The organism is Rossellomorea sp. FM04394, from assembly GCF_041889765.1.
In the GTDB taxonomy this organism is placed as follows: domain Bacteria; phylum Bacillota; class Bacilli; order Bacillales; family Bacillaceae_B; genus Rossellomorea; species Rossellomorea aquimaris_B.
Window position 1 is genome coordinate 1464840 of the sequence record NZ_CP168654.1, and the last position, 26057, is coordinate 1490896.

26 protein-coding genes are annotated in these 26057 nt (G+C 43.2%); 15 read left to right on the forward strand and 11 right to left on the reverse strand.

Annotated features, from left to right (window positions below; genetic code table 11):
- The first annotated feature begins 147 nt into the window (after positions 1-147).
- On the forward strand, positions 148-468 hold the full coding sequence (locus ACCB35_RS07355; protein WP_374056377.1) for a hypothetical protein: 321 nt from the start codon (positions 148-150) through the stop codon (positions 466-468).
- A 76-nt stretch (positions 469-544) separates the two neighbouring features.
- Here ACCB35_RS07355 and ACCB35_RS07360 read toward each other — a convergent pair whose 3' ends face one another.
- Together ACCB35_RS07360 and ACCB35_RS07365 are read right to left on the reverse strand one after the other, a co-directional pair.
- A complete protein-coding gene (locus ACCB35_RS07360) occupies positions 545-1210 on the reverse strand; it encodes a DUF421 domain-containing protein (protein ID WP_374056378.1) in 666 nt (221 codons plus the stop codon).
- Positions 1211-1344: 134 nt separating this feature from the next.
- Complete coding sequence (locus ACCB35_RS07365; protein WP_299740086.1) at positions 1345-1581, reverse strand: IDEAL domain-containing protein; 237 nt, start codon at positions 1579-1581, stop codon at positions 1345-1347.
- A 197-nt stretch (positions 1582-1778) separates the two neighbouring features.
- On the opposite strand from ACCB35_RS07365, the gene ACCB35_RS07370 reads away from it, so the two are divergent.
- On the forward strand, positions 1779-2348 hold the full coding sequence (locus tag ACCB35_RS07370) for a competence protein ComK (RefSeq protein WP_044337752.1): 570 nt from the start codon (positions 1779-1781) through the stop codon (positions 2346-2348).
- Between the two features lie 6 nt (positions 2349-2354).
- Here the strand turns inward: ACCB35_RS07370 and ACCB35_RS07375 are convergent, their stop codons facing one another.
- Positions 2355-2744 carry a hypothetical protein gene (locus ACCB35_RS07375; protein WP_044337751.1) on the reverse strand — a complete coding sequence of 130 codons (390 nt, stop codon included), beginning with the start codon at positions 2742-2744 and terminating at the stop codon, positions 2355-2357.
- Positions 2745-2948: 204 nt separating this feature from the next.
- Between ACCB35_RS07375 and ACCB35_RS07380 the strand changes: the two genes are divergently transcribed.
- The 3 genes from ACCB35_RS07380 to lepB all read left to right on the forward strand — a co-directional run bounded on the left by ACCB35_RS07380 (position 2949) and on the right by lepB (position 6715).
- A complete protein-coding gene (locus tag ACCB35_RS07380) occupies positions 2949-4916 on the forward strand; it encodes a prolyl oligopeptidase family serine peptidase (RefSeq protein WP_374056379.1) in 1968 nt (655 codons plus the stop codon).
- Between the two features lie 600 nt (positions 4917-5516).
- Complete coding sequence (locus tag ACCB35_RS07385; protein WP_044337749.1) at positions 5517-6158, forward strand: TVP38/TMEM64 family protein; 642 nt, start codon at positions 5517-5519, stop codon at positions 6156-6158.
- Positions 6155-6715: a signal peptidase I gene (lepB, locus tag ACCB35_RS07390; protein ID WP_374056380.1), complete on the forward strand. Its 561-nt coding sequence runs from the start codon at positions 6155-6157 to the stop codon at positions 6713-6715. Before ACCB35_RS07385 ends, lepB begins: the two co-directional genes overlap by 4 nt.
- 120 nt (positions 6716-6835) lie before the next feature.
- Here lepB and ACCB35_RS07395 read toward each other — a convergent pair whose 3' ends face one another.
- Positions 6836-8359: an HD-GYP domain-containing protein gene (locus ACCB35_RS07395; RefSeq protein ID WP_374056381.1), complete on the reverse strand. Its 1524-nt coding sequence runs from the start codon at positions 8357-8359 to the stop codon at positions 6836-6838.
- A 232-nt stretch (positions 8360-8591) separates the two neighbouring features.
- On the opposite strand from ACCB35_RS07395, the gene ACCB35_RS07400 reads away from it, so the two are divergent.
- From ACCB35_RS07400 to ACCB35_RS07425, 6 genes are all read left to right on the forward strand, one after another.
- A complete protein-coding gene (locus tag ACCB35_RS07400; protein ID WP_374056382.1) occupies positions 8592-8813 on the forward strand; it encodes an alpha/beta fold hydrolase in 222 nt (73 codons plus the stop codon).
- The gene (gene fabG / locus ACCB35_RS07405; protein WP_374056383.1) at positions 8810-9553 is read left to right on the forward strand and encodes a 3-oxoacyl-ACP reductase FabG; all 744 of its coding nucleotides are present in this window, start codon (positions 8810-8812) and stop codon (positions 9551-9553) included. Before ACCB35_RS07400 ends, fabG begins: the two co-directional genes overlap by 4 nt.
- A 24-nt stretch (positions 9554-9577) precedes the next feature.
- Positions 9578-10756, forward strand: coding sequence for an acetyl-CoA C-acyltransferase (locus ACCB35_RS07410; RefSeq protein WP_374056384.1), 1179 nt, complete (start codon positions 9578-9580; stop codon positions 10754-10756).
- A 611-nt stretch (positions 10757-11367) separates the two neighbouring features.
- On the forward strand, positions 11368-12462 hold the full coding sequence (locus tag ACCB35_RS07415) for an endonuclease (RefSeq protein ID WP_374056975.1): 1095 nt from the start codon (positions 11368-11370) through the stop codon (positions 12460-12462).
- Positions 12463-12600: 138 nt separating this feature from the next.
- On the forward strand, positions 12601-13137 hold the full coding sequence (locus ACCB35_RS07420; RefSeq protein WP_374056385.1) for a GNAT family N-acetyltransferase: 537 nt from the start codon (positions 12601-12603) through the stop codon (positions 13135-13137).
- A 255-nt stretch (positions 13138-13392) separates the two neighbouring features.
- A complete protein-coding gene (locus ACCB35_RS07425) occupies positions 13393-13779 on the forward strand; it encodes a VOC family protein (RefSeq protein ID WP_374056386.1) in 387 nt (128 codons plus the stop codon).
- Here the strand turns inward: ACCB35_RS07425 and ACCB35_RS07430 are convergent.
- Complete coding sequence (locus tag ACCB35_RS07430) at positions 13776-14936, reverse strand: MFS transporter (RefSeq protein WP_374056387.1); 1161 nt, start codon at positions 14934-14936, stop codon at positions 13776-13778. The genes ACCB35_RS07425 and ACCB35_RS07430 overlap by 4 nt on opposite strands.
- Positions 14937-15095: 159 nt before the next feature.
- On the opposite strand from ACCB35_RS07430, the gene addB reads away from it, so the two are divergent.
- The 3 genes from addB (at position 15096) to ACCB35_RS07445 (ending at position 22731) form a co-directional block, all read left to right on the forward strand.
- Positions 15096-18581: a helicase-exonuclease AddAB subunit AddB gene (gene addB / locus ACCB35_RS07435; RefSeq protein ID WP_374056388.1), complete on the forward strand. Its 3486-nt coding sequence runs from the start codon at positions 15096-15098 to the stop codon at positions 18579-18581.
- A complete protein-coding gene (gene addA / locus ACCB35_RS07440) occupies positions 18574-22335 on the forward strand; it encodes a helicase-exonuclease AddAB subunit AddA (protein WP_374056389.1) in 3762 nt (1253 codons plus the stop codon). The genes addB and addA overlap by 8 nt, the downstream gene beginning before the upstream one ends.
- Before the next feature lie 93 nt (positions 22336-22428).
- Positions 22429-22731 (forward strand): HNH endonuclease, encoded by a 303-nt coding sequence (locus tag ACCB35_RS07445; protein ID WP_374056390.1) that lies wholly within the window; start codon positions 22429-22431, stop codon positions 22729-22731.
- A gap of 42 nt (positions 22732-22773) precedes the next feature.
- Here the strand turns inward: ACCB35_RS07445 and ACCB35_RS07450 are convergent, their stop codons facing one another.
- The 6 genes from ACCB35_RS07450 to ACCB35_RS07475 form a co-directional block, all read right to left on the reverse strand.
- Positions 22774-22992, reverse strand: coding sequence for a spore germination protein (locus tag ACCB35_RS07450; RefSeq protein WP_044337736.1), 219 nt, complete (start codon positions 22990-22992; stop codon positions 22774-22776).
- A 67-nt stretch (positions 22993-23059) separates the two neighbouring features.
- Positions 23060-23461 carry a spore germination protein GerPE gene (locus tag ACCB35_RS07455; RefSeq protein WP_374056391.1) on the reverse strand — a complete coding sequence of 134 codons (402 nt, stop codon included), beginning with the start codon at positions 23459-23461 and terminating at the stop codon, positions 23060-23062.
- Positions 23461-23637, reverse strand: coding sequence for a hypothetical protein (locus ACCB35_RS07460; protein ID WP_044337734.1), 177 nt, complete (start codon positions 23635-23637; stop codon positions 23461-23463). The genes ACCB35_RS07455 and ACCB35_RS07460 overlap by 1 nt, the downstream gene beginning before the upstream one ends.
- The gene (gene gerPC / locus ACCB35_RS07465; protein WP_374056392.1) at positions 23612-24241 is read right to left on the reverse strand and encodes a spore germination protein GerPC; all 630 of its coding nucleotides are present in this window, start codon (positions 24239-24241) and stop codon (positions 23612-23614) included. The genes ACCB35_RS07460 and gerPC overlap by 26 nt, the downstream gene beginning before the upstream one ends.
- A gap of 32 nt (positions 24242-24273) precedes the next feature.
- The gene (locus ACCB35_RS07470) at positions 24274-24501 is read right to left on the reverse strand and encodes a spore germination protein GerPB (protein WP_044337732.1); all 228 of its coding nucleotides are present in this window, start codon (positions 24499-24501) and stop codon (positions 24274-24276) included.
- A gap of 12 nt (positions 24502-24513) precedes the next feature.
- Positions 24514-24735: a spore germination protein gene (locus tag ACCB35_RS07475; RefSeq protein ID WP_044337731.1), complete on the reverse strand. Its 222-nt coding sequence runs from the start codon at positions 24733-24735 to the stop codon at positions 24514-24516.
- A 131-nt stretch (positions 24736-24866) separates the two neighbouring features.
- On the opposite strand from ACCB35_RS07475, the gene ACCB35_RS07480 reads away from it, so the two are divergent.
- Entirely contained in the window at positions 24867-26054 is a 1188-nt protein-coding gene (locus tag ACCB35_RS07480; RefSeq protein WP_374056393.1) for a DUF418 domain-containing protein, read from the forward strand.
- Positions 26055-26057: the final 3 nt, after the last annotated feature.

A 26057-nucleotide genomic window follows, 5' to 3' on the forward strand; every position in this document is an offset into this window, starting at 1 on the left:
GACTTGTGAATGGAAGCGAGTCGTTTTTTTGTCTATTTTTCATTTTTATTTTCGTTATTCCAAATTTTAGTGTGCAACCCTCGTGTATATGGTAAAATAAGGGATTATATAGTTTGAATTTTCCGTTTTTTTTAAACAGGCAGGAGGATGGGGAAGATCAAAAATCATAAAGTTTGGATATTGTTTATTCGTTTTATGTTCACCGTTTTAGCGTTAATCGGTTTACCTTTTTTGAGTTATCTTAAAACTGGTCGCCCGATGATGGAGTGGTCTCTAATTATTGGGATACTAGTTACCTTGATCATTATCTATGTGAATGGAGACGGCTATTTTTACAAAAAGGGGCAGCATTTGATCAAAGAAAAAAAGAAAAGGTTTTATCATTCGATCTCTTTTTGGACAGCTTTCGTTTATACCGCAGTGGCATTATACTTTACGATTAAAATTTATGGGGATTTACTACATTAGATTTTTCGTGAATTGATTATGAACATGCGATGAATAAACCGCCATACTGAAAAAAGCCCAGTCTTTTAAGTAGAGACTAGGCTTTTTCTCTTTTATTGATAATCAGGTTCTTCGCTTTCTCTGTCATATAAGCGAAAATCACATCTTTATGATGAAGTCCGGAGTTGGTCAGTTGAGTTTCCAGCCATTCTTTTGATTTCCCAAGGAGCACCAGGTTCCGAGTTTGGATTTTGCCATCCACAATCACTGAAATTGGCAATCCCTCGTCATCTATTTTGAGGTTGAGATGCTGTACGGTCACAGGGGTGTTTTCCACCTTTGGAATGATGCTCACTTCACCGATGGGCTCGAGCATGGCATAGTCCACGTCTGAAATCTTAGGGTAACCTTGTGAGCGTAGAATGGAGGTCAACTGAATCAGCGATATCTTGGATTTCTCCAGGTTATCCTCTAAAATCTCACCATTTTTAATCAGCAAGGTCGGTTCTCCAAGAAAGAAACGGTTTCCCCATTGACTCAAGGTCATGAATGAAAAAAGTACATGCAGTCCTACTAAAATTGAGAGAGCCGCAATCGTCGGCCAGAATTCTGTGGAGATTAAGGGCTCAGAAGCAATGGTCCCGACTATGATGATGGCCACAAGATCATAAGGGGTCATTTGTACAATTGTGGATTTTCCCATCAGTCGCATAGCGGCTATGGTAATTAAGTAGAGGACAAGAACTTTTATAAGCAGCATCATCGTATTCGCTCCAGAGTGTTTAAGTTAGCTATAGGATTTGCTATTAGAGTAGAAGTCATGCATGAAAAGGGGTACCAATGGCCCGTCCATTAAAAAAGGAATAGCTGACTCTGTGGAGAGTCAGCTATTATTTATCATCCGTAGCTTAGGTTCAGTTCGTTTAATTCTTTTGTTAATTTCATGAACAAAGGTTTATTTTTCTTATCCAGGGCGGCGTCAATGTCTGTCAGGAGTTTTGTCTTGCGCGTCGTCAGAATGCTTTCATGCAGCACCATGTCAATATAGATCTCCATTACGCTTCTCTCAGCGGCTTTCTTCCGGGTCATGGCAGAAGCTTTCATCATTTCGGTATAGGACTTTTTGTTTTCCATATACGGTCACCCCTGAATTCTTTTTATTAGTATATGGGGTAAGTAGTAAAAATTCAACCAAAAAATTAAATATTCTGATAATTTTTTACTCATAAACGGGTGGCGTGCAGTAAATTTCAGAATTTTTAAAAATATGCGAGACAACCCTCGAAATTTATGGTATTATTTTGGTGAAAAATGTAAATGGAGGCGATGAAATGAGAGAAAAATCTCGAATTATAGAAGAATATGAAGTGAATCCCCATACGATGATCCTGCAGCCAATTGAGTACGGTGCCAGGACATTCACCAAAATCATAGAGGTAGATGACGTGCTGATCTCCCCATTCAAACCGTTTGATATCTTGAAGAAAAGCTGTGAATTCTTTGGTTCCTCCTATGAAGGACGAAAAGAAGGCACCAAGAGACTTACGGGTATAATCTACAAAGCTCCCATCATGGTGAATCCCCAGATGTCCATTTATCTCTTTCCAACATCATCTCCCGTCAAGCAAGAATGTGCCTGGGTTTCCCACACCCATGTTCGTGGGTATGAACGATCGACAAATGGATCAACGAAGGTATATCTTCAAAACAATGAGTCCTGCACGGTTCCGATCTCATACAGTTCCTTTGAAAATCAAATGCTCCGTACCTCTGATTTGCGTATCGCATACACACAGCGGGTTGCAGAAATGGAGAGTAAATATAATTCGAAGGTTCACACTGAAACGAGTAATATAAAAACGTTTTATCTTAATCCAAATATCAAAAAAGCCGATGCGTGAGATCGATCACGCTTCTTTTGTTGTGTCTGTTTTCGTTTCCAGGAATCGGCGAAACAAATAATGCCTCATTAAATCCTCCACCCGGTTGCGAAGGCGCGGATTAAAGTAATTATGATGTTCTTCATAACCTTTATAAAGGAACATATACATCGTAAAAGCATCATCTGATTGAATTCGCTCAACCTTCATCTTATTGGTCCTCATGTACTTTTTCACATGAGCGAGTTCTCCTTGGATGACCTTCATCGTCTCCTCTATCATTTCCAGATACGGTCGTTTTAATTTAAATGGACTGCTGTCGACGATTTGCAGATCACGATTCAAAATCGTCAGTACCATCGGTAAATAAATCGCCTGTTCTAATATATTCCTGTCGTTCTCCGGGATTCTTGTCATATGAAAAGACTCCTTTTCATTTTGGTATAGAACAAATGTTCGTATTTTTATTTTACGTGGAATCCGATTTACTTTCAATAGGGAAAGTTGTAGAATTTGAATTTGTTTCTATTATGAAGGGCAGATCGTATTTTTATTCATAAAGGGAAAAGTATTTCTAACGTCGAAATAATAATGGAACAGAAGAAAGGAAGGTGCAAGAACATGAATAAAGGAATTGAAATACAGGACCTCTACGAGTTAAAGGCCGTATCCGATCCAAGGCTGTCTCCAAGCGGAGAAGAAGCCGTATTTGTCCAAACCATCATGTGTGAAGAAAAAAATGAGTATTTTTCAACCTTACATAGCATTCACCTGCAAGATCAAACCACTCGCCAATGGACTTTCGGGGAAGAAAGGATTTCATCTCCTAGATGGTCACCTGATGGGGGGACCATTGCTTTTGTCTCGAATCGTTCCGGAGTGAATCAGCTCTACGTCATCCATCGTGATGGAGGGGAAGCCGAGCAGCTGACGGATTATCAAAAAGGCGTTTCGAATCCTGTTTGGTCTCCTTGTGGTGAGAAGATAGCTTTCTCGATGCGGTTGGAGAAGGGGGAGTCCTTTGAAAAAAAGGAAGGCGAAGAAGAGAAATTAAAGCCATTCGTTACGACAAGCATGAAATATAAAAGTGATGACCGGGGTTTCAATGACAACTGCCACTCACAGATAGTAGTGCTGGAAGTGGCGTCGAAGAAATTAAGAAGAGTCACGGATGATGTCCATGATCACACTCTTCACTCCTGGTCTCCCGATGGTAAGCACATTGCGTTTTCAGTGGACAGAACAGAAGATAAAGATTTCTCCTTCCAGTCTGATTTATTTATTTTTCACCTTGAAACGAACGAATATAAAAAGATTAATGGAGAATCGGGGTACTACGGAGAAGCAAGCTGGTCTCCCGATGGAAAGCATCTCGCCTACTTAGGGCATGGACGGGAATATGAGAATGCGACACAAGATAAGGTGTGGCTGCATCACCTTGAAACCGGCCACTCCATATGCCTGACAGAAAGCATGGATGTTCCTGTAGGAGACTATCTCAATAGCGACAGCATCCAAGGCTCATCTCAAGCTGGAATCCTGTGGTCACGGGACAATGAAAGTTTCTATTTCCTGGCATCTGATTCAGGAAATACGGTTCTTTACTACGCTCACATCGAAGGGGCCATCTACCCAGCATTGCTGCAGGAGGAGCAGCATGTATACGGATTCGACTTCGATTCCGATCGACAAGTAATGCTCGTTGCCATGAGTAAACCGACAGAACCCGGTGAATTGTATACTCTTCATGTCCCTACCGGAGAGTTGAAGAAAATGACCAACCTCAACGGGGACCTGGCGGGTCGTGAATTATCATCTCCTCAACCGTTTATGTACAATGGTGCGAAAGACTGGCCGGTACAAGGTTGGATCATGAAGCCGGCCGGTTATGAGGAAGGAAAGAAATATCCACTGATCGTTGAAATCCACGGAGGCCCCCACACCATGTATGGGAACACTTTCTTTCATGAATTCCAAGTGCTTGCAAGCAAAGGGTATGCTGTTTTATATGTGAATCCAAGAGGAAGCCATGGCTACGGGCAAGAGTTCGTAGATGCCGTAAGAGGAGATTACGGCGGCGGGGATTACGAGGATATCATGGCAGCAGTCGAGTACGCCCTGGAGGAATTTTCGTTTATTGATGAAACTCGCTTAGGTGTGACCGGTGGAAGCTACGGAGGATTCATGACCAACTGGATCATCGGCCACAGCGATAAATTTAAAGCAGCCGCCACCCAACGGTCCATCAGCAATTGGATCAGCTTTTACGGAGTGAGCGATATCGGCTATTACTTCTCAGAGTGGCAAATCCAAAGCGACCTCGGCGACATCGAAACCCTTTGGAAGCATTCACCCCTTGCTTATGTGAAGAATATGAACACACCCCTATTAATACTTCACAGCGAAAAGGACTACCGTTGTCCGATCGAGCAGGCAGAACAGCTATTCATCGCATTGAAACGTGAGAAGAAAGATGTGAGATTTGTGCGTTTCCCTGAATCCAATCATAATTTGTCCCGGACTGGAAAGCCTTCTTTGAGGGAAGCGAGGTTACAGGAGATTGTGGATTGGTTCGGTAAGCATTTATAGAGGGGAGAGCTGTCATTCCTGGATGGGGATGGCAGTTTTTTTAGGGAGAAACGGGAGATGAAGAATAAAAATATTGGACGAGTGTGAAGCGACTATTCTGTAAGTCGATAATATATAGGGAGAAGTCGATAATATATGAAGTAAAGTCGATAATAAAATGAAAAACTCGATAATATATAGGGAGAAGTCGATAATATAGACCGTACGGAGCCGAGGAATCCTTGTCTGGATTGTTTAGAGAAGGAATTTATCTACCGTTTGCCGATTTATCACCTTGAGAAATACTTTTATCTGCCATATTCTCATTTTACCTGCCAAAAATTAAATATATCTGCCATTGTGCGTAATTCGACAAATTTCACAAAAAACCTACGAACCTACGAACGAATCCAAATCCAAATAATATTCCAGAACCCGCCCCCAAAAATAACCCACCACAAAACGTTTACATCCCCCCTCATTAGGCAAGGTTATAATAATAAAACCAACAATAGACAACAATGTGGAAATCCTGATCCGGTGTGATATGATGAAAATATAAGTAACGATATAACGAAATGAGTTTATTTGTTCATGGTCGTTTAAGGGGAAACATATAATATGGATATAAATAAGATAAAAGACTGGTTTACGCTCGAGAATATGATGGACTTGATTCAGCAGTATCGTTCCTTTGGACCGATTCCTGGGATCCTGCTGCCGCTGTTGGAAGCATTTCTTCCATTCCTGCCCCTTGTCGTGTTTGTGACAGCCAATGCAAATGCATTTGGGTTATGGTGGGGGTTTCTGTTTTCGTGGATCGGGGCTACGCTTGGTGCGCTCATTGTGTTTCTGTTAGTACGAAGGTATGGGGAAACCCGATTTTTTCGTTTCCTGAGAAGGAACCGCCAAGTGAAACGATTGACGAAATGGGTAGACAAGCATGGGTTTGGCCCGTTGTTCATTCTCTTATGCTTTCCCTTTACACCCTCTGCGGTGGTGAATGTGGTGGCGGGATTGTCGTCGATCAGCATCGCTCAATATATGCTTGCGGTGGTTACGGGGAAAATGGTGATGATTTTTACCATAAGTTTTATCGGATATGATATTATATCATTAGTAAGACAACCAATGCGTACTGTGATCGTTGCAGCCATTATCTTTGTGCTATGGTTTGTAGGGAAACGAATTGAGATACATCTGAATAAGAAGATGGAAATAGACCAACGAATTGAACGGAAAAAGCAGGAGGAATCAAATTGAGAGAAGAGGTAAAAAGAGAAGGACTCGAATGGATAAAAGCCTTAGGGATTGGACTGATCATCTTTGTCATCATTCGAACCTTTCTCTTCTCCAACTATGTAGTCGAAGGTGAATCGATGATGCCGACACTACAGGATGGAAATAAGCTTGTTGTGAACAAAATCGGTTATCAAATTGGAGACTTGGATCGCTTTGATGTTGTCGTATTTCATGCGAATGAGAACGAGGATTATGTGAAACGCATCATTGGACTACCCGGCGATAAGGTCGTTTATAAGGACGATAAGCTTTATATTAACGGGGAGTACTATCCTGAACCCTATTTAGAGAAATTCAAGCAGGAGTATATCGGAAATAAGCTGACGGGTGACTTTACGCTTGAAGAAATCACAGATGAGCAAACGGTTCCCAAAGGAAAAGTATTTGTTCTTGGAGATAACCGGCGGGGAAGCATGGATAGCCGCTACTTCGGGTTCATAGACCGGGAACAGATCGTCGGGAAAGTGGATCTTCGTTATTGGCCTATCAACGAATGGGATGTACAATTCAGAAACTAAAGATATGGCAATGCTGTTCAATACATGAACAGCATTCTTTTTTTTTAAAGATTCTTCGCGTTTGCGGACTGTGGAAAGGATGCTAACTCGAAAAGTGATTATTTCTATGTTGATGGGTATTTATATTGCAGCATTAGATAAGATATGGGATGTGCCTGTCACTTTAATCCCACTCATAAACGCTTTAACAAACTCCTCATCCCACTGTGTCCCTGAGCCTTCTTCCAAAATGGAGAGGGCTTTTTCGATAGGCATTCCTTTTCGATAAGGGCGATCAGAGGTCATGGCGTCAAAGGCATCGGCAACAGCAATCAATCGTCCGAACACGGGAATCTCGTCTCCTTTTAATCGATCCGGGTATCCGGAGCCATCCAAGCGCTCATGGTGATGCTTGATCCCGGGTAAGATGGGGAGGAGATCTTCTGTTAATTGAACGCCTTTGACAATTTCCTCGCCAATGACAGGATGGCGCTTGATTTGCTCAAACTCTTCATTGGTCAATTCACCTTCCTTTAAAAGCACATCATCCCGGATTCCTATTTTTCCAATGTCGTGAAGGAGGGCCGATTTATTGAGTAAGTCGATGTCTTTTTGAGACCAGTTGCATTGTTTGGCAATTATAACAGAAAACTCCGCAACGCGTTTAGAATGTCCGGCCGTATATGGGTCCCGTGCATCCAATGTACCTGCTACCACTGCAAAAAATTGATCGAGCAGCTGCTGGTTTTTCTGATCTCTCAGGTTGATGGCTCCTACCATGTGGTTAAAGCCGGAAAATAAATGAGAAAACTCATCGGTGTATGTATTCACTACGGGTGAAACATGCCCCTCTTCTACTTTTTCAAAACGGGCTACAAGCTCTTTTACGGGTGCTTCGATACTTTTGAAAATAAGGAGGGCTCCATAGAAAGCTAGAATTGTAATGATGAAAATCAGAGTCCCTGCCCATTTCCAGTAGTCTACTAAAATAGTGGAGTCTGCAATCGATAATCGAATCTGTGAAGCTAATGAAAAAAGCAGGATTGGAAACAGGGCAAGAAACAGGGAAGCCGCCAAGATTTTTCTTTTTAAACTGATAAATAGGGTGGACTGACTCGACGGATCGACTCCGTATGTTTCAACTGTTTTCCGAATAAGGTCCACTTGGAGCGAATGACAAGCTCTAAAGGTTAAGAAAAATTCAATCAAAGCATGAAGAATCGCCACTAAAAAGGCGCCGCACCAGGCATAAAAAATGTAGGTGTACGGAATTGACAACCATTCTGCGTTGATGCTGATAACCGTCAAGAAAGTCGACGGAAGGGCAAGCCCCAGAAAGTGGGGAAGCATGATTCGTTTAACTGTTAAAAGTGGGAACCTTTCCACTTGTTGATAGGCAGTTGAGAAAAGGTCCAGACTTAGTGTTGATGTCTTCTTTTTATAGACGAGCTTCATCGGACGAATATGCTTCTGATACACCAAAAATTCACAGCTGAACATCGTGACGATTGAAAGGGTGATAATGCCCCCCATTGTTAATAGTTCTCTTTCATTAAGGGCAAGGGTTTGAAAAATGAATACAGATCCAACACCAAAGACAGCTATAAAACTCCCGATTAGATAATTGTTAATGATTGTACGTTGAAACTGCTGAAATACATTCAAGGATGAATCCTCCAATTTCACTAACATTTAGTAGATTCATTATATAGGAAATTTGGAGGGTGGGACATACTGTTATAGAAGTTTGTTCTATTCTAAAGAAAGTCGGTGCTGTCATTACTCTATTCATACTTCCGAATCCATAAACTTAAACCACGTGTAACTCATTTTTAACTCCCCTCACCTGATATATCACACACCCGATATAAGAAATCGTCTTCATACAATTGAAGAAGTGATGATGGACAGCGGGAAAACCTTACCGGCTCTTGTTTTAAGAGGGGACCGGGATAATGTGATCACAAAAGAAATGACAGAGGAAATCGTCGAAGATATAGGAGAAAACGCTACATTTGTTGAATTAAAGAATAGTGGGCATTCACCGCTCATCGATGATGTAGATCAATTGCTTCAGACAATGACATCATTTTTGCAGATGAAGGAGGAACTGGCATGAGACTGGAAGGGAAAGTAGCCCTCATCACGGGTGCAGCGAACGGAATAGGATATGCCGCAGCAGAAATTTTTGTGAAGGAAGGCTGCCACGTTGCCCTCGTTGATTTCAATCAGGAGCTGGGCGAGGAAAAAGCCCGACAGCTGAATGAACTGGGAACGGGGAAAGCAGCCTTTTTTCAAGGGGATGTAGCTGATCGCTCTTCTGTTGATTCTTTTGTAAAAGAGGTAAGAGAGCAATTTGGGAAAATCGATATTTTAATTAACAATGCTGGAATCACAAGGGACGGAATGATTCATAAGTTATCACCGGAAGATTTTCAAAAAGTGTTGGATGTGAATTTGACAGGTGTCTTTAATTGTACCCAAGCGGTCCTCCCCCAGTTGATTGAAAATGGAAAAGGGAAAATCATCAACACATCTTCAGTAAGCGGGGTTTACGGAAATGTCGGTCAAACCAACTATGCGGCAACAAAAGCTGCAGTGATCGGAATGACGAAAACATGGGCGAAGGAATTAGGCCGCAAAGGGATCAACGTGAACGCAGTCGCGCCAGGATTCACCGAAACGAGCATGGTGGAAGCCGTTCCGGAAAAGGTCATCGAGCAAATGAAAGCGATGATTCCCCTTGGAAGATTAGGGAAACCGGATGATATCGCGAAAGCATATTTGTATCTGGCATCTGATGACAGTGACTATGTGAATGGAACCGTCCTGCATGTAGATGGCGGCATCATGATGTAACTGATAGGAAAGGGAAGTGACAAGATGAGAAATGTAGTGATTACATCGGCTCTACGTACGCCGGTCGGTGCATTTGGTGGAGCTTTCAAGGATCTGCTCCCGACCGATCTGATTGTACCTGTTATGAAAGAAGCGGCTAAAGCAAGCGGATTGTCGGCAAGTGATATTGATGAAGTGATCCTCGGGCATTGTATTCAAAGGACAGATCAGCCAAATACAGCAAGAACAGCCGCATTACTGGCCGGTTTTGATGACACGACCACGGGCTATACGATCCAGCGCCAATGTGCCAGTGGAATGCAGGCGATCATTTCAGCAGCCATGCAAATTCAAACAGGCTTATCTGATATTGTCCTGGCAGGCGGGGTGGAAGCGATGAGCTCCAGTCCGTATATTTTGAAGCAGCACCGATTTGGTCAAAGATTGCAACATGGAGAAATTCGTGATTCGGTTTGGGAGGTCCTAGAAGACCCCATCCACGGCATCATGATGGGCGAAACAGCGGAGAACCTGGCGGAAATTCACTCGATTACCCGTGAAGAGCAGGATGAGTATGCAGTGTTAAGCCATGAGCGGGCAGCAGCCGCGATGGAGAATGGATATTTCGATTCTCAGATCGTTCCACTCACCATGAAGGAACGAAAAGGAGAAAAGGTCATTGATAAAGATGAAAGCCCACGAGCTGCATTGATGGTAGAAAAACTGCAGAAATTAAAGCCTGCATTCCGGGAAGGCGGCACGGTGACTGCGGGGAACTCTTCAAGCCTGAATGATGGAGGGGCGGCACTGATTCTTATGAGTGAGGAAGAAGCCCGGCGAAGAGGACTTCAGCCTCTTGGAAGAATCGTTGGCTACTCAGTAGCAGGTGTGGATCCGAAAGTGATGGGAATCGGTCCCGTACCCGCCATTCAAAAAGGACTACATACAGCGGAAAATTGGTCATTGGATGATATTGAATTATTTGAAATTAATGAAGCATTCGCAGCTCAATATTTAGCCGTCGAAAAAGAGCTTGGTCTGGACCGTGAGAAAGTGAATGTCAATGGCAGCGGGATCAGTATCGGTCACCCAGTCGGCTGCACAGGTGCACGACTTGTCGTTTCTTTACTGCATGAATTGAAGCGTCGTGAATTAAAAAAGGGAATTGCGTCATTATGTGTAGGCGGTGGTATGGGCGCTTCGGTATTGGTTGAAGGGATGTAAGAAGAGAAAGTGCTGGTTCTGAATGGGGCCAGTGCTTTTTTATGGGATTTTTTAGTGTGAAAATGGTGATTTTATTCGCTGGAAGAGTGAGAAATAGGCAAGCGGGATTGACTTCTAAAGAAAAAACGGTTTTGGAATGGGCATGTAATCAGCATTTATTTTCAAATTAAGAATTTGATAGTTTCCAAGAGATGAATTTTGACACTCAAGAGATGATGATAAACCCGATATTAACGATTTTCCCGGTTATATTATCGACGATTCGGATATATTATCGACATTCCCGCATTTATTATCGACTTTTCAAAAAAGCTCATTATTCAAACAGGACCGGCAACACGATCCATCCCCTCCCGAAAACCCGCCCGCACCTATTATGGAATGAACGCATTCCCTCCTGCCATACACATCACAAACCCTATGATAATAGACTCATTTTCTCGGATTTACACAAAATTTACCCTGTTTTGACAATATGTAATGTACGCTAAATGTATAGTCATATTAAGAGGAGGCGAAGCAATTTGAAGATTGTAAACAAAAAGCTCATCAGCATTTTTTCTATTTTAATTATTTTTATGATTGCTTGTGGTCAAGTATCTCCAAGTCAAATGAGTGCAGCTGGAAATGGGACGTGGAGTTCGCCATTTACAGTTGATCAGGCATTATCCAATCAGAATGGCTCCACTCAGTCTGTGGAAGGGTATGTGGTCGGGCAGCCAACCTCTACGTCATCCGTTGTCACAAGTAATTTTCCAAATGATTACGCACTTGCCTTGGCGGATTCCCCCTCTGAATCCAACACGGATGAGATGGTCTATGTTCAAATCCCATCTTCTTACCGTTCAAACTTTGGATTGGAAAGTAACCCTGGGCTGATGGGTGAAAAAATCAAAGTGACCGGCAGTTTGACGGCCTATTTCTCTCATCCCGGAGTGAAGTCAGCGTCAGCATTTGAATCAGTGGAAGATGGCGGCACTGATCCTACCGATCCCCCAACCGAGCCAACAGACCCGCCAGCCTATGAAGAATACTACAACACAGCTGAAGGAAAAACGGGATCTTCTTTAAAAACAGCACTACATAACATCATCGATGATCATCAAACCCTTTCCTACAGTGATGTATGGGGAGCATTGCGTAACACAGATGAAGATCCGAACAATCCAAACAATGTGATACTCCTTTACTCAGGCCGTTCCCAATCGAAAACGACAAATGGCGGTGGAGTCGACGACTGGAACCGTGAGCACGTGTGGGCGAAATCCCACGGTGACTTCGGAACGGCGCAAGGACCAGGGACGGACCTTCATCACTTGAGACCGACTGATGTAACGGTCAATTCCACAAGGGGAAATCTTGACTTTGATAATGGTGGAACTCAGCATAGCGAAGCGCCAGGCAACTATTATGACGGGGATTCCTGGGAGCCTCGTGATGAAGTGAAAGGTGACGTTGCCCGCATGATTTTCTACATGGCTGTCCGCTATGAAGGAGACAGCGGAGAGCTGGATTTAGAAATTAATAATAACGTCAACAACGGAAGTGCCCCTTACCACGGGAAAATGTCCGTTCTTCTTCAATGGAATGAACAGGACCCTGTCGATGAAAGGGAAATCAGACGCAACGATATCATCTTCGAACAATATCAAGGAAACCGTAACCCATTCATTGACCACCCCGAGTGGGCGGAAATGATTTGGTAAGTTAAATTGAGCCTGGAATTTTTCCGGGCTCTTTTTTTGAACGAATGGCGGTAGATCGACATGGTACGAAACTTTTTCAAGGGCATTAAAGGAATCGGAAAGAAACTCCTCGAAATACATACGTCGAGGTGAAAAAACATGAAACGGCTATTGACGGGTACAAGGATTTATCTTTCCGGATTTCAGGAAGAAGATGTTACGGCCATAAGGGAATGGAATCAAAATGAAGAAGTTCAGAGGTTACTGGATGCTCTTCCCCATAAGCCGAAAGCAGAGGAAGACATAAAAAAATGGATGGGGGATCCCGGAGAAAACGCCTTTCGTTTTGCCATTCGTTTAAAGGAGGATGGCAGGATCATAGGCTATGTCGAATTGGACGGTATTCTGTGGACCCATCGTGTGGGCTGGGTAGCCATTTCCATCGGTGACGAGCAGTCATGGGGAAGTGGATACGGCAAGGAAGCCATGGAGTGTCTCTTGGCATATGCCTTTCATGAGTTGAATTTACACCGTCTTCAATTAACGGTATTTTCGTATAATGAGAGAGCGATCCGTTTATATGAATCACTTGGATTCACGAAAGAAGGAAGTTTCCGTCAGTTCCTGCAACGAGACGGGAATCGTTATGATATGATCCTGTATGGGTTATTAGTAGATGAGTGGAAAGAAGGATAATGGTGTCCTTCTTTTTTTGGTGTGTGGTGGGATGGTGAGGGTGATTGAGCGATCAGTCACCTTCCTTTATTTGTTAATTGACGCAATAACCATCCGGAGTGACGCAATAAAATTCAAAACGACGCAATCGCCTTCCCAAACGACGCAATTAACTACCCGATGGATAGGTCAATGGGTATAAATTCACTACAAAGCTCCTCGATTTATCCTGCTGACACAATAAACGGACATATCCAAACGAAAGGAGGACAATATGTGAACATAACCGGCTTTAATCATCTGACAATCAACGTTAGCAGTTTAGAAGAATCGCTGACTTTTTATATGGAAATCCTGCAGGCAGTACTTGTACATAAAGGGAGAAGGGATGCTTATCTGGAATGGGGTCCGATTTGGATCTGTCTCCAGGAAAAAGACAGCCTCGGAACGTCCAGGGGATATGGGGTCGATCACATCGCCTTTTCCATCAATGAAGAAGAATTTTTTAAGGCTGTTCAACGATTGAAGGAGAAGGAAGTGTGTATTGTAAGAGGACCTTTAAGAAGAGGGAAAGGGTGGAGTGTCAATTTTCTTGCCACGGACAATGTCCAATTCGAGCTCCACACCTCAAATCTTCAGGAAAGAATGGAGGACTGGCACTAACCCCCCATCCCCCATCTTCTCCGACCCGCATACAGCAATCCTCCCATCCAGGCATGAAACAAAAAGCATCCCAGTAACAGAAACAACGATTGAACGTAAGTCAGCTGCATGATTACTAAAGGAGCTAAGCTGGTACCCCCTAATAAAAGAAATGAGTAAAGACTGAGAGCCTGGCTTCGGTTTTCGCCACTCATATCTCCAATAAGGGTAATCACCGTTGGGATCAACAATGAGATGCCGGAAACAAATAGGACAGAAGAAAGAACGATGATAAGGGGGTCACTCAAATGCACATAAATGAAAGCAATGGATACACTCGTAATAGAGATGGTTACACCAATAAAAAGTGTCTTATAGACTCCAATGGCTTCAAGGAGTCGGCCGGTAAAGAGCGATAATCCGACGCCGATCAATCCGACTGCCCTGATGAGGAAGAGTAGATCGGGACTTCCGGACAAGTACCTGGTCAAGCTGTCATAATAAGCAATAAAAGAGGCGAGAAGTGTGAGAACAATACCGTAGCAGAATAAGAGATCTTTTCTCATAAGGAGTTTATAGATCGTGACGATTTGGTGTGTGACGGAAACGGATCGAGTGGAGGTTGTAGGCAGCGTTTGTTTTCCTATAAAAAACAAGGAGACGTACACCAATGCGAAAAAGAAGAACACAATCGTCCAATGGCTGAAGCGTGTGATTCCCTCACTTAGTATTTGCCCAAGGATGCCCGAAAAGAGAAATCCGGAATTGATAAATGCCAGAAGCAAGGTTCTCTTTTTTCCTGAAAACAAATCATACGTATAGGCAAAGGCGACGGGTGCAAAGCTACCCAGACAAAATCCTTGAATTCCCCGTGTGATAAATAAACTCCAGAAATCATCGGCAAGGCCTACCAGTCCTGTTGAAATCCCGGAAGCAAGCATTCCCCAGACGAGAATCTCTTTTTTTCCAAACCGATCGGCGCTATTGGCAAAAGTCAGAAGTCCACAGGCGTAGAAAAAGATAAATGAGCTACCTGCAATAACGACTTCACTTTGTGGGATGGAAAGGGAGGAAGCGATATTCCCGTATATGGGAAGGAACGTGTAGATATTGCAGGCTACCATAACCGCCATTACCACAAGAACAGAAGCGATTCTGTTAAAATATTGATTCATCATGCCATCACCTACCTCTTTTTACTGTATGCGGATGTTCCAAATTTTTTCAATAAAGATTGAGGCGGGAAAGATTTGTTCCTGTGTACTATAATGAACCTATACAAAAATTCAACCTGCCTCTTGGTTACAATAGATTAGTATAAGAAAAGGAGTGAGAGGATGGCTGTACGTTTTATTCTCGGACGCTCTGGTACGGGGAAAACCCATCGCATATTAGATGAGATGAAACAGAGCTTATTGGTAGCGCCGAATGGGGATCCCATCATTTACATCGTACCGGATCAGATGTCCTTTATATCGGAATACGAGCTTGTCAACACACCAGGATTAAACGGGATGATTCGTGGACAAGTGTTCAGTTTCACCCGACTCGCGTGGAAAATCCTCCAGGAAACCGGTGGGATGAGCCGCTATCACCTATCCGATGTCGGTTTAAATATGATGATTCGAAAGATTATAGATGAAAACAAAGATCGTCTCCATATTTTCTCGAAGGCCGCGGATAAGCCGGGTTTCATTCACCATGTAGAATCTATGTTGACGGAATTTAAGCGCTATTGCATTTCGCCTCGGGATCTCCAGTCACTTGATGGAGAAGATGAGCGGGAGTCGAAGGTGCTGAAGGATAAGCTTCACGATCTTGAATTGATTTATGGGAAATTCGAGGAGAAGCTCGAGGGCAAATACATTGATTCAGAAGATTACTTTCAATTGTTGGCTGATAATGTAAAAAACTCTGAACTTCTCAGGCGGGCAGAGATCTACATAGACGGCTTTCATAGTTTCACTCCACAGGAATATCTCATTATCGATCAGCTTATCCGGCATAGCAAGAAGGTGACGGTTGCCCTCACCACGGATCCGGAACAGCAATTGGGCGCTATGAACGAATTGAGCTTGTATCGAATGACGAACGAATCCTACCATACTCTTAAGGATATTTGCTATGGAGCAGGGAAATCCGTAGAGGAAGATGTGTTAGTGAAGCCGATTCGCTATCATAATGACACGATGTTGCATCTCGAACGGCATTTTGAGGACCGGCCAACTGTTCCATGCGAAGAATCAAAAGGATCCATTGAGTTTCTGGAAGCCTCTAATCGCCGGGCAGAGGTCGAAGGGGTCGCAAGGGAAATACGGAAGCTTGCCCGGGAAAAGGGATATCGCTACAAGGATATTGCAGTGCTGGTTCGAAACAGCCAGGACTACCGTGATAAGGTCGAAACGATTTTTCAAGATTATAGTATTCCGTTTTTCCTTGATCAGAAGCGGACAATGTTGAATCACCCTCTGATCGAGCTGATCCGTTCGACTATGGAAATCATGAACACGAACTGGAGATATGAGCCTGTATTCCGGGCGGTGAAAACAGACCTTTTGTTCCCTTATCAAAAAAATCCAACCGATCTGCGTGAAAAAATGGACCGTTTGGAGAACTATGTGTTGGCTTACGGTATCAAAGGAGATCGCTGGACGAAGAAAGACCGCTGGAAATACCGCCGCTTCCGTGGTCTTGAGCATGTGGATGCACCACAAACCGACCGTGAAAGGGAACTAGAGCATGAAATCAATGAGCTACGTTTATTTATTTCTGCACCGATCATCCGTCTTGGAAAACGGTTGAAAAAGCAATCCACAGGACGGGAATTCTGTGAAACTCTCTATCTTTATCTGGAAGAGTTGGATATTCCGGCTAAACTTGAACGTATGCGTATTGAAGCAGAAGATAAAGGCGACTTGATTGCGGCAAGGGAGCACGATCAAGCGTGGTCAGCCGTAATGGACTTACTTGATCAATATGTAGAAATGCTCGGCAATGAGGAAACGACGATGAAGAAATTCTCGTCCATTTTGGATGCAGGAATCGAAACGATGCAGTTCTCGTTAGTTCCCCCTGCCATCGATCAGGTCATTATTGCAGATCTTGAGAAATCAAGGCTCGGAGATATTAAAGCAGCCTTCATCATCGGAGCGAATGATGGTGTGCTGCCGGCGAAAATGAATGAAGACGGAGTCCTGTCGGATGAAGATCGCGAATCGTTGATCAATAGGGGCTTCAAGATAGCACCCAGCAACAGGACGAAGCTGCTGGACGAGGAGTTTGTAGCGTATAAAGCCTTTACGACTCCGAGTGAACGATTATTCGTCAGCTATCCGATTGCCAATGAAGAAGGAAAAGCGTTATTAGCATCCTCTTTCATCAAAAGGCTGAATGAAATGTTTCCGGATGCAAATACGAAGCTTCTATTCAATGAACCATCCGAGCTTTCTGAGGAAGAGCAGCTTCATTATGTATGTCATCCCAATGTGACGATTTCTCATTTAACGTCGCAATTACAAATGAAGAAACGCGAATATCCGATCTATGATTTCTGGTGGGATGTGTATAACTTCTATGCAACGTCAAATGATTGGAAATGGCATTCACAGCATATTTTATCCAGTCTCTTCTACCAGAATCGGGCGAATCAGCTTTCAGAGGATACGAGCAGGGATCTGTATGGTGACCATATTTTAGCGAGTGTATCCCGAATGGAGCTGTTCCATAGCTGTCCGTTTTCTCATTTTGCGAGTCATGGGTTGAAGCTTAGAGAGCGGGATTTCTTTAAACTGGAGGCACCTGATATCGGGGAAATGTTCCATTCCGCTCTTAAATGGATATCAGAAGAAGTGGAGCGTCATGGTCTCACCTGGGCATCTTTATCAAAAGCCCAGTGTCTCAAGCTTGCTAAAGAAGCCGTATTGATGCTGGCACCGAAGCTTCAGCATCAGATTCTATTAAGCTCTAACCGCCATTATTACATCGCTCAGAAGCTTGAGCAAATCATCAGCCGTGCGAGCCTAATTCTTAGTGAGCATGCAAAGGCGAGTGGGTTTGTTCCTGTCGGGGTGGAGCTTGGATTTGGTCCACAAGCGACCCTGCCTCCGTTCCAGTTCCAGCTGAGAAATGGTACGAAAATGGAGCTACAGGGAAGGATCGACCGGGTAGATAAAGCAGAGGATGCAAGTGGAGTTTACCTCAGGATTGTTGATTACAAATCGAGTGCGAGAGATTTGGATATGACGGAAGTGTACTACGGATTAGCTCTTCAAATGCTGACATATTTAGATATTGTGCTAACGAATTCCAAGCAATTTGTCGGGAAGGAAGCAAAGCCGGCAGGCGTGCTCTATTTCCACGTTCACAACCCAATGATCAATAGCAAGAAAATCTTGACGATGGATCAGATTGAAAAGGAAATATTTAAGAGTTTTAAGATGAAGGGACTTGTTCTTGGGGATTCCAATATCGTTCGTTTGATGGATCAAACATTGGATACGGGAAGCTCTGATATCATCTCGGCTGGAATCAAGAAGGATGGATCACTATCCTCCCGTTCGAAAGCAGCTTCACAGGAAGACTTTCACTATATGCAGAAGCATGTGAGAAAGCTCTATGAAGAGTCAGGGAACCGGATCGTTTCGGGGGAGACCAATATTACTCCTTACAAGCTGAAGGACCGTACACCATGTCAGTTCTGTTCTTTCCGTTCCGTTTGTCAATTCGACCAGTCCCTGGAGGAAAACGAGTACAGAGTGCTGCCAACGGCAAAACCGGAAGATCTATTAAAGAAAGTAAGAGAGGAGGTAGAGTCCAATGAGTAATGGTACGATTCCAGCGAAGCCTGATCATGTTACATGGACAGACGATCAGTGGAAAGCGATTTGGGCAAAAGGCCAGGACATTCTCGTAGCAGCTGCTGCAGGATCAGGGAAGACCGCAGTACTTGTAGAGAGGATCATTCAGAAAATCCATTCTGAAGAAGATAGAATGGATGTGGATGAACTATTGGTTGTAACCTTTACCAATGCATCTGCCGCTGAGATGAGACATCGGATCGGGCAGGCATTGGAAAAAGCAATTGATGAGGATCCCCACTCCCATCATTTACGAAAGCAGCTGAGCTTACTGAACCGGGCTTCCATTTCTACTCTTCACTCTTTTTGCCTTGAAGTGATTCGTAAATATTATTATCTTATCGATATCGACCCGGGTTTTCGGATTGCTGATGAAACAGAAGGTGATCTGCTGCGTGATGAAGTGCTTGATGAGCTGTTTGAAGAGGAATACGGTAAAGAACATAACCATGATTTCTTTAAGCTGGTAGATACGTTTACGAATGATCGAAGTGACGGAGCACTTCAAGAAATGATTCGAAAGCTTTATGATTTTTCCCGCTCTCATCCGAACCCCGATGAGTGGCTAAGAGGGTTAAAAGAAATGTATGAGGTTGAAGAGGGGGCAGAAATTGATCAGCTTTCCTTTATACAACCTCTAATAACCGATATTCAGTTACAGCTTCATGGGGCGAAAAGCCTGTTCCAGCGTGCATTGGATCTGGCCCGTGTACCTGGAGGGCCAGGCCCGAGGGCGGAAAACTTCCTAAGCGATATTGAGATCGTCGAGAGCCTTGAGGAAAGCCTGCATATTTCTTGGAACGCTTTATACGAAACCATCCAAACTTTACCCTTCACCAAGCTAAAAGCTTGCCGGGGGGATGATTATAACAAGGATATCGTTGATGAAGCGAAAAAGCTTCGGGACCAAGGGAAGAAAATGTTAGAGAAGCTCCAGGAGGATTTATTTTCGAGAAAGCCGGAGTCATTCATCGAAGACATGAAAAAGATGAAGGAAGTGATTCACACACTGGCAGAAGTGGTGGTGGAATTCGGCAAACGTTTCCGGCAAGTGAAAGAAGAAAAGGGACTTGTTGACTTTGCTGATTTAGAGCATTTTTGTCTCGACATTTTAAGAGACCCTGCTTCAGATGCTTTACTTCCTTCAGAGGCTGCAAAGCAATATAAAAATAAATTCAAAGAAGTACTGGTCGATGAATATCAGGACACGAATATGGTCCAGGAATCAATTCTTCTTCTTATTACAGAAGAACGTGAAAAAGTGGGGAATCGGTTTATGGTAGGAGATGTGAAGCAGTCCATCTACCGCTTCCGATTGGCAGAGCCCAACTTATTTTTAGGAAAGTATACCCGCTTTCTTCCAGTAAGCGGGGAATCGGGATTAAAGATCGATCTATCTCAAAACTTCAGAAGCAGGAAGGAAGTATTAGAGGGAACCAACTTTTTATTTAAGCAAATTATGGGATCCTCTGTCGGTGAGATGGAATACAACCGGGAAGCAGAGCTTGTGAAAGGTGCCCCTTATCCTGAAGAGAAAGAGTATCCGATCGAAGTAGCAATCATTAATCAGGAATCAGAGGAAGCTTCTGGTGATGACGAGGAATTGTCCATTTTTGACGAAGGTGATATTGAGAAATCGGTACTTGAAGCCCGCTATATGGCAAATAAGGTGAAGGCCATGATTGAAGGGCGTACACCGATCTATGATGCCAAAACAAAAACCGAGCGTCCGATTCAGTACAAGGATATTGTGATTCTGCTCCGTTCCATGCCTTGGGCGGCAGAAATTATGGAAGAATTCAAACAGCAGGGGATCCCGATATATGCGAATCTGTCTACTGGTTATTTTGAAGCAACAGAGATTGCGATTATGCTCTCACTCCTGAAAGTGATTGACAATCCGTATCAGGATATCCCCCTGGCTTCGGTTCTTCGTTCTCCGATTGTTGGACTGGACGAGCAGGGGCTTGCAAGCATTCGGATCCATTCCAGAGCGGGAACGTATTACGAAGCCTTGAAGAAATTTGCAAGTGAAAAACCAAGTAACGCACGTGAAGAAGAAACATTTGAAAAGGTCAAAGTGTTTCTGTATCATCTGCAAAACTGGCGGACCAAGGCTAGACAAGGTTCGGTTACGGAGCTGATTTGGCAATTGTACCGGGACACCCGATTCTATGATTATGTCGGAGGGATGGCCGGCGGGAAACAGCGACAGGCAAATCTTCGGGCACTATACGACCGTGCCCGCCAATACGAATCAACGTCCTTCAGAGGGTTATTCCGCTTCCTGCGATTCATTGATCGGATGAGGGAAAGAGGAGATGACCTCGGGGTAGCGAGAGCTCTCAGTGAACAGGAGGATGTGGTCCGCTTAATGACCATTCACTCCAGTAAAGGACTTGAGTTCCCAGTTGTCTTTGTCGCTGGCACATCGAAGCAATTCAATCTTATGGACTTGAACGCTTCCTATTTATTAGATAAAGATCTGGGTTTGGCTGCAAAGTATACAGACCCGGGAAAGCGAATCAGTTATCCATCCCTACCTCAGCTGGCATTTAAGCGGAAGAAGCGCATGGAGGCCATCTCAGAGGAAATGCGGGTGCTCTATGTTGCGTTAACCCGAGCAAAAGAGAAGCTATTCTTAGTGGGAACAGTGAAAAGTCTAGAAAAATCCCGTAAGAAATGGCAGGGAGCTTTAGGACAGACAGAATGGTTGTTATCTGATTTTGACCGGGCCGGAGCCAGTTCCTATCTTGATTGGATAGGTCCGTCCCTCATGCGACACCCCCATTGTAAAGAGCTTGGGGAAGATGCAGTTTTAGAAGGAAGTGGGATCAATGAAGAGATTCTAAAACATCCTTCTTGCTTTCATATCACGATGATTCATAAGTCTGAGCTTGGTGCAGAAGATGAAGAGTCAATGAGTGAAGGTGACAATTGGAAAGAGCAGGTGAAGAACGGTGGGGAAGTGGAAATACAGTCCACACACAAAGAAGAGGTATTGCACCGTTTGTCGTGGAAGTATCCACATCTGAGCGCTACAAACCTTCGCTCGAAACAGTCGGTTTCTGAGCTGAAGCGAATGGTGGAAATAAGGGATGAAGCATCGAGTATCGATATTCTTCGTCGCCATCAAAAGCCTGTGTACAACCGGCCACAATTCATGCAGTCCAAAGAGCTGTCTCCTGCTGAAAGAGGAACAGCCATGCACACTGTCATGCAGCATATTTCTTTTGCAGATGGAGTGCCGACAGAAGAAGATGTCGCAGAGTTATTATTAAATTTGGTACACAAAGAAATCTTGACGGAAGAACAGAAAAGAGCAATCTCATTAGAAGACATCGTTGGATTTTTCCAAAGCGACCTCGGTCAGCGTATGGCCAATGCAACGAATATACAAAGGGAAATTCCTTTCAGCATGAGCGTCCCCCTTAGTGAGATTTCAGAAACAGGAGAAGGGGCCCCGGAAGAAACGATCCTTGTTCAGGGGGTCATCGATTGTGTATTCAGGGATGAATTTGGAATCGTACTGCTGGATTACAAAACCGACGGTATTCATGACCGCTTTAAGGATGGTTTTGCAGGGGCGAAGCCCGTTCTTGAAGAACGATATAGAGTGCAAATTGAATTATATACCCGTGCACTGGAATCCATTTGGAAAGAAACAGTTTCTGAAAAGTATCTTTACTTCTTCGATGGAGGGCATGTGTTGGAGCTATAATAGTAAACCACTTTGAGACCTGGTCTTCAAAGTGGTTTTTTAAGGTATAAAAATTAGGGAATACCTATACTAACTATATTTAGGGGGGATTAGATGAGTAAAAAGTCGATTGGTACATGTGAATTATGTTCGCGGCAGAATGTTGAAACCACGATTCATCACCTGACACCCAAAGAGGTTGGTGGAACCTTCCTTCCCACGGCACAGCTTTGTATTCCATGTCATAAGCAAATTCATTCCCTCTATACAAATGATGAATTGGGCATAAGGTTGAACACCATCGAAGACTTGCGCAGGGATGAAAAGATTCATAAGTTCATTAAGTGGATACGAAAGCAGCCCTCCACTAAATTGGTGAAAACGAGGAAAAGCAAAGAACGGAGAAAAAAAGGATAAGGGTAAAAAAACAAAAAGCCACAATGTGGGCTTCTTGTTTTTCTAATTATTTCCGGTGATGGGTTGATCTACGACATTACAATCAAAGGTGGTACTTACACTGAATACATTGTAGCTTAACTGAAATGGACCAGTATTGAAGCCGCCGGCACCTCCGAATGTCTTAGAAGCAGACTTAGGTGAGATAATTGCTGTATCCCCAAACTGAACATTTCCTCCACCGACATTAAGAATAGCGACAGGACCTACTAAAGCGGGCATAATCAACATCCTCTTTTTATTTGTTTATAATGTTAGCCTATGTGAACTTCCAGGGAAGGTTCTTCATCTAGTTTGGACTTTCAATCGTCTCAAACGTAAGTGGTTCGGTATCTTTTTCCAGCTGACGGATATTTTTCACCCGGCCTTCCATATACACGTTGGAAGTATTTCCGATGTGTATGATGGATGAAAACGACGTTGCCCGTATATACATATTATTTACTTTGATGGGACAAAGGTTTAGCCGGTTTACCTTGACATTCGGATTAATGCGGGGGAGGTCGATCGGCCCGGTAAATACGGGAGAATCAAAGCTTCCTTCACTGGTTAAGAAAAACTCCCTTTCACGCTGCACCGCATATGCCTTAGACACGGCATAAATGTTTTGAGAATCCCCTAATTGATAAAGCGAGCTAAAGGCTAGTGTGATTCCTTCTAAACTATCAACAATCGAGTAACGCTTAAGCATTACTTAGGTGTAAGAGGAACGAATGGACCGATGATCAGTGATTCAGGCGGGGTATCGAATGCTGAGGCTAGCTGTATGACATCAGCATCACCGACAAGAACGAGAGAGGAACTCGTAACCCCGGCGATCTCAATATTCCCAACCGATAGTTCACGATTGATTACTTGGAGGTTCATTGTTCTTCATTCCTTCCATATTATTTGGGATCTGTGACATGAAGGAGAAGAGGGCCGTTTCGATATCCTTTTTGATTTTGCTGATGATTTTCCTTTCCCATTCTCCTTCTTGTTGTTTTGATTCAATATAGGGTATGTTCTGTAGATAGAAATCGATTCTTTGTGGCATCTGGTTCAATAAATCCTGCTGAATCATCTCGTAATATGAGGGATCCAGTGAACGATTAAATTGCATTTCATTATCCTGAATAAGACTTGGTAATTCTGAATCGATATACGCTTTAATTTCAGCAGTGATTCTTTCTTTATATGGCTTGATGTCTTTTATTGATTTGACATCCACATTTTGCTCGACGGCAAGATCCTCTATTGTTTCTTTTAAATTATTTGGATTCAATCCAATATTTAAGGTGCCATCAAGGGATTCAACTTTGAGCTGATCAAATTTGTATTCGATTCTTTCAACATTGATTTTCGGTGTATCCCTTAGAGTTATCAACTCTTGTGACAGCTCATTCACTTTTTTTTCCAACGCGACAATTTTCGTGTTCAACATCTCGATATACTGATAAAGTTGTTGTGGGGTCATATAGTAATTGTTCATACTGCCACCTCTTTCTTTTGTCGCGATTTAGGTTACCTAGGCGTTTGCAGGGGGACGAGTGGGGTTATAGAGGGAGGCGGTTTCCCATTACCATTTTTCTCCGCTTCCGGAGCAGGCTCCGTGAAGCCCCCTGTATTATAAAGAAAGTCATTTGTTGTGATTTGTCCGCATGTTCCAATCTGAAAGATGGAGGAATTGGACATTCCCCCGATTTTAATAAATTGAATCTGTATGGATTGTTGAACATAATAATTCGTCATTCGGCATCACACTCATAGGTTAAAGTTTATTCCTTGGTCCATTCCATCATCGTCCACGGTATAGGTCAAAGAACTTTCATTGTAGACTGAAATCCCTTTCCCTGTTATGAACGAACCTGCCCCTGCGAAGGTCTTGGCTGTGGAAACTGGACTGATGTTAAATACATCTCCAATATGGAAGACGGCACTTGAACCGACGCTCACGACTTGAGCAATTCCTACGATTGCGGGCATATCAACTCACACCTTTAAGACAAAGTTAATTATTGTTATTCTATGTGAGAAGAATGAATAGGTGATAATCGCCTATTTTCACATTTGGAGTTAAAATGGAACTAAGATTATATTTTTCGGAGGAACTGTTAATGAACTCTTTATCGCCAACTGAACATTCAGAACGTATTGTAAGTCTTGATGTGATTAGAGGATTTTCATTACTTGGAATCTTTATCATCAATATGATTTCCTTTCATTCACCATTTCTCTATCTTGACCCCTATTCCTGGTGGAAAGCGCCTGAAGATGTCGCCTTGTATCCATGGATAGATGTATTGGTCCAGGCAAGCTTCTATCCTCTGTTCGCCATGATGTTTGGTTATGGTTTGGGCATTCAGCAGCAAAGGGCAACTGCCAAGGGAACGTCTTTCTATCTATTTGGAATCAGAAGGCTTCTTATCTTATTAGTGATTGGCTGCATTCATGCTTTCCTGATCTGGTCTGGGGATATCTTGATTAACTATGCCGTATTCGGGCTGCTGCTCCTCGTTTTTATGAGGCTGTCTGGAAAGGGATTATTGTGGTTAGGGGGATTATTATTTCTGCTGCCTCAATTATTTTTCAGTATTCTGCTAGTACTAATGACATTTACAGATCCCACAGGCGTAACGCAGTTCACTGATATCCAGTCGCTGCAGGATTCTGTTGCCGCTTATGCATCTGGTAGCTTCAGCGGTATTATGGAGCAGCGTTTTCAGGACTGGTATGCTGTGAATTCACCAGGTAATCTCATATTCTTGTTACTTTCTATCTTACCAATGATGATGATTGGAGCAGGTGCTAGTAAACTGCAACTATTGGAAAAAGTAAGAGCTTATAAGAAATCATGGATTGTTATAGGAAGCTGTACTTTAGTAATTGGGATTATCATTAAATCAATGCCATTATTCTTTCAGGTCAATTTTGCATATGGGTATATTCAAGACTTCTTGGGAGGTCCGTTCTTATCAGTATCTTATGCAATAATCCTCTCATTATTATTGTTGAATGAAAAAATCATGAAGTGGACCAAGCCATTAGCCTCAGTAGGGAAAATGTCTCTAACCAACTACCTCATGCAATCGATCATCGGTACCCTGATTTTCTATTCGTATGGATTTGGACTGTATGGGGAAGTGACGTTAACGACGGGGACTTTATTGGCGATTGGCATTTACACTATCCAAGTGATTCTTTCAGAAATTTGGTTATCCAAGTTTAAATACGGTCCTGTTGAGAAGCTGTGGCGTGTATTAAGCTATGGAAAAAGCAATATTGTTAAAAAGGGAGAATTATAGTTT

Coding starts and splice junctions, on each gene's coding strand:
- ACCB35_RS07475 (WP_044337731.1), bottom strand. CDS start 24,735: ATGCCCGCAATCGTAGGAATTGCTCAAGTCGTGAGCGTCGGTTCAAGT.
- ACCB35_RS07380 (WP_374056379.1), top strand. CDS start 2,949: ATGAATAAAGGAATTGAAATACAGGACCTCTACGAGTTAAAGGCCGTA.
- gerPC (WP_374056392.1), bottom strand. CDS start 24,241: ATGAACAATTACTATATGACCCCACAACAACTTTATCAGTATATCGAG.
- ACCB35_RS07385 (WP_044337749.1), top strand. CDS start 5,517: ATGGATATAAATAAGATAAAAGACTGGTTTACGCTCGAGAATATGATG.
- ACCB35_RS07460 (WP_044337734.1), bottom strand. CDS start 23,637: ATGAACCTCCAAGTAATCAATCGTGAACTATCGGTTGGGAATATTGAG.
- addB (WP_374056388.1), top strand. CDS start 15,096: ATGGCTGTACGTTTTATTCTCGGACGCTCTGGTACGGGGAAAACCCAT.
- ACCB35_RS07370 (WP_044337752.1), top strand. CDS start 1,779: ATGAGAGAAAAATCTCGAATTATAGAAGAATATGAAGTGAATCCCCAT.
- ACCB35_RS07410 (WP_374056384.1), top strand. CDS start 9,578: ATGAGAAATGTAGTGATTACATCGGCTCTACGTACGCCGGTCGGTGCA.
- ACCB35_RS07375 (WP_044337751.1), bottom strand. CDS start 2,744: ATGACAAGAATCCCGGAGAACGACAGGAATATATTAGAACAGGCGATT.
- ACCB35_RS07415 (WP_374056975.1), top strand. CDS start 11,368: ATGAGTGCAGCTGGAAATGGGACGTGGAGTTCGCCATTTACAGTTGAT.
- ACCB35_RS07455 (WP_374056391.1), bottom strand. CDS start 23,461: ATGCTTAAGCGTTACTCGATTGTTGATAGTTTAGAAGGAATCACACTA.
- addA (WP_374056389.1), top strand. CDS start 18,574: ATGAGTAATGGTACGATTCCAGCGAAGCCTGATCATGTTACATGGACA.
- ACCB35_RS07355 (WP_374056377.1), top strand. CDS start 148: ATGGGGAAGATCAAAAATCATAAAGTTTGGATATTGTTTATTCGTTTT.
- ACCB35_RS07430 (WP_374056387.1), bottom strand. CDS start 14,936: ATGATGAATCAATATTTTAACAGAATCGCTTCTGTTCTTGTGGTAATG.
- ACCB35_RS07365 (WP_299740086.1), bottom strand. CDS start 1,581: ATGGAAAACAAAAAGTCCTATACCGAAATGATGAAAGCTTCTGCCATG.
- ACCB35_RS07470 (WP_044337732.1), bottom strand. CDS start 24,501: ATGACGAATTATTATGTTCAACAATCCATACAGATTCAATTTATTAAA.
- fabG (WP_374056383.1), top strand. CDS start 8,810: ATGAGACTGGAAGGGAAAGTAGCCCTCATCACGGGTGCAGCGAACGGA.
- ACCB35_RS07420 (WP_374056385.1), top strand. CDS start 12,601: ATGAAACGGCTATTGACGGGTACAAGGATTTATCTTTCCGGATTTCAG.
- ACCB35_RS07445 (WP_374056390.1), top strand. CDS start 22,429: ATGAGTAAAAAGTCGATTGGTACATGTGAATTATGTTCGCGGCAGAAT.
- ACCB35_RS07450 (WP_044337736.1), bottom strand. CDS start 22,992: ATGCCCGCTTTAGTAGGTCCTGTCGCTATTCTTAATGTCGGTGGAGGA.
- ACCB35_RS07480 (WP_374056393.1), top strand. CDS start 24,867: ATGAACTCTTTATCGCCAACTGAACATTCAGAACGTATTGTAAGTCTT.
- ACCB35_RS07360 (WP_374056378.1), bottom strand. CDS start 1,210: ATGATGCTGCTTATAAAAGTTCTTGTCCTCTACTTAATTACCATAGCC.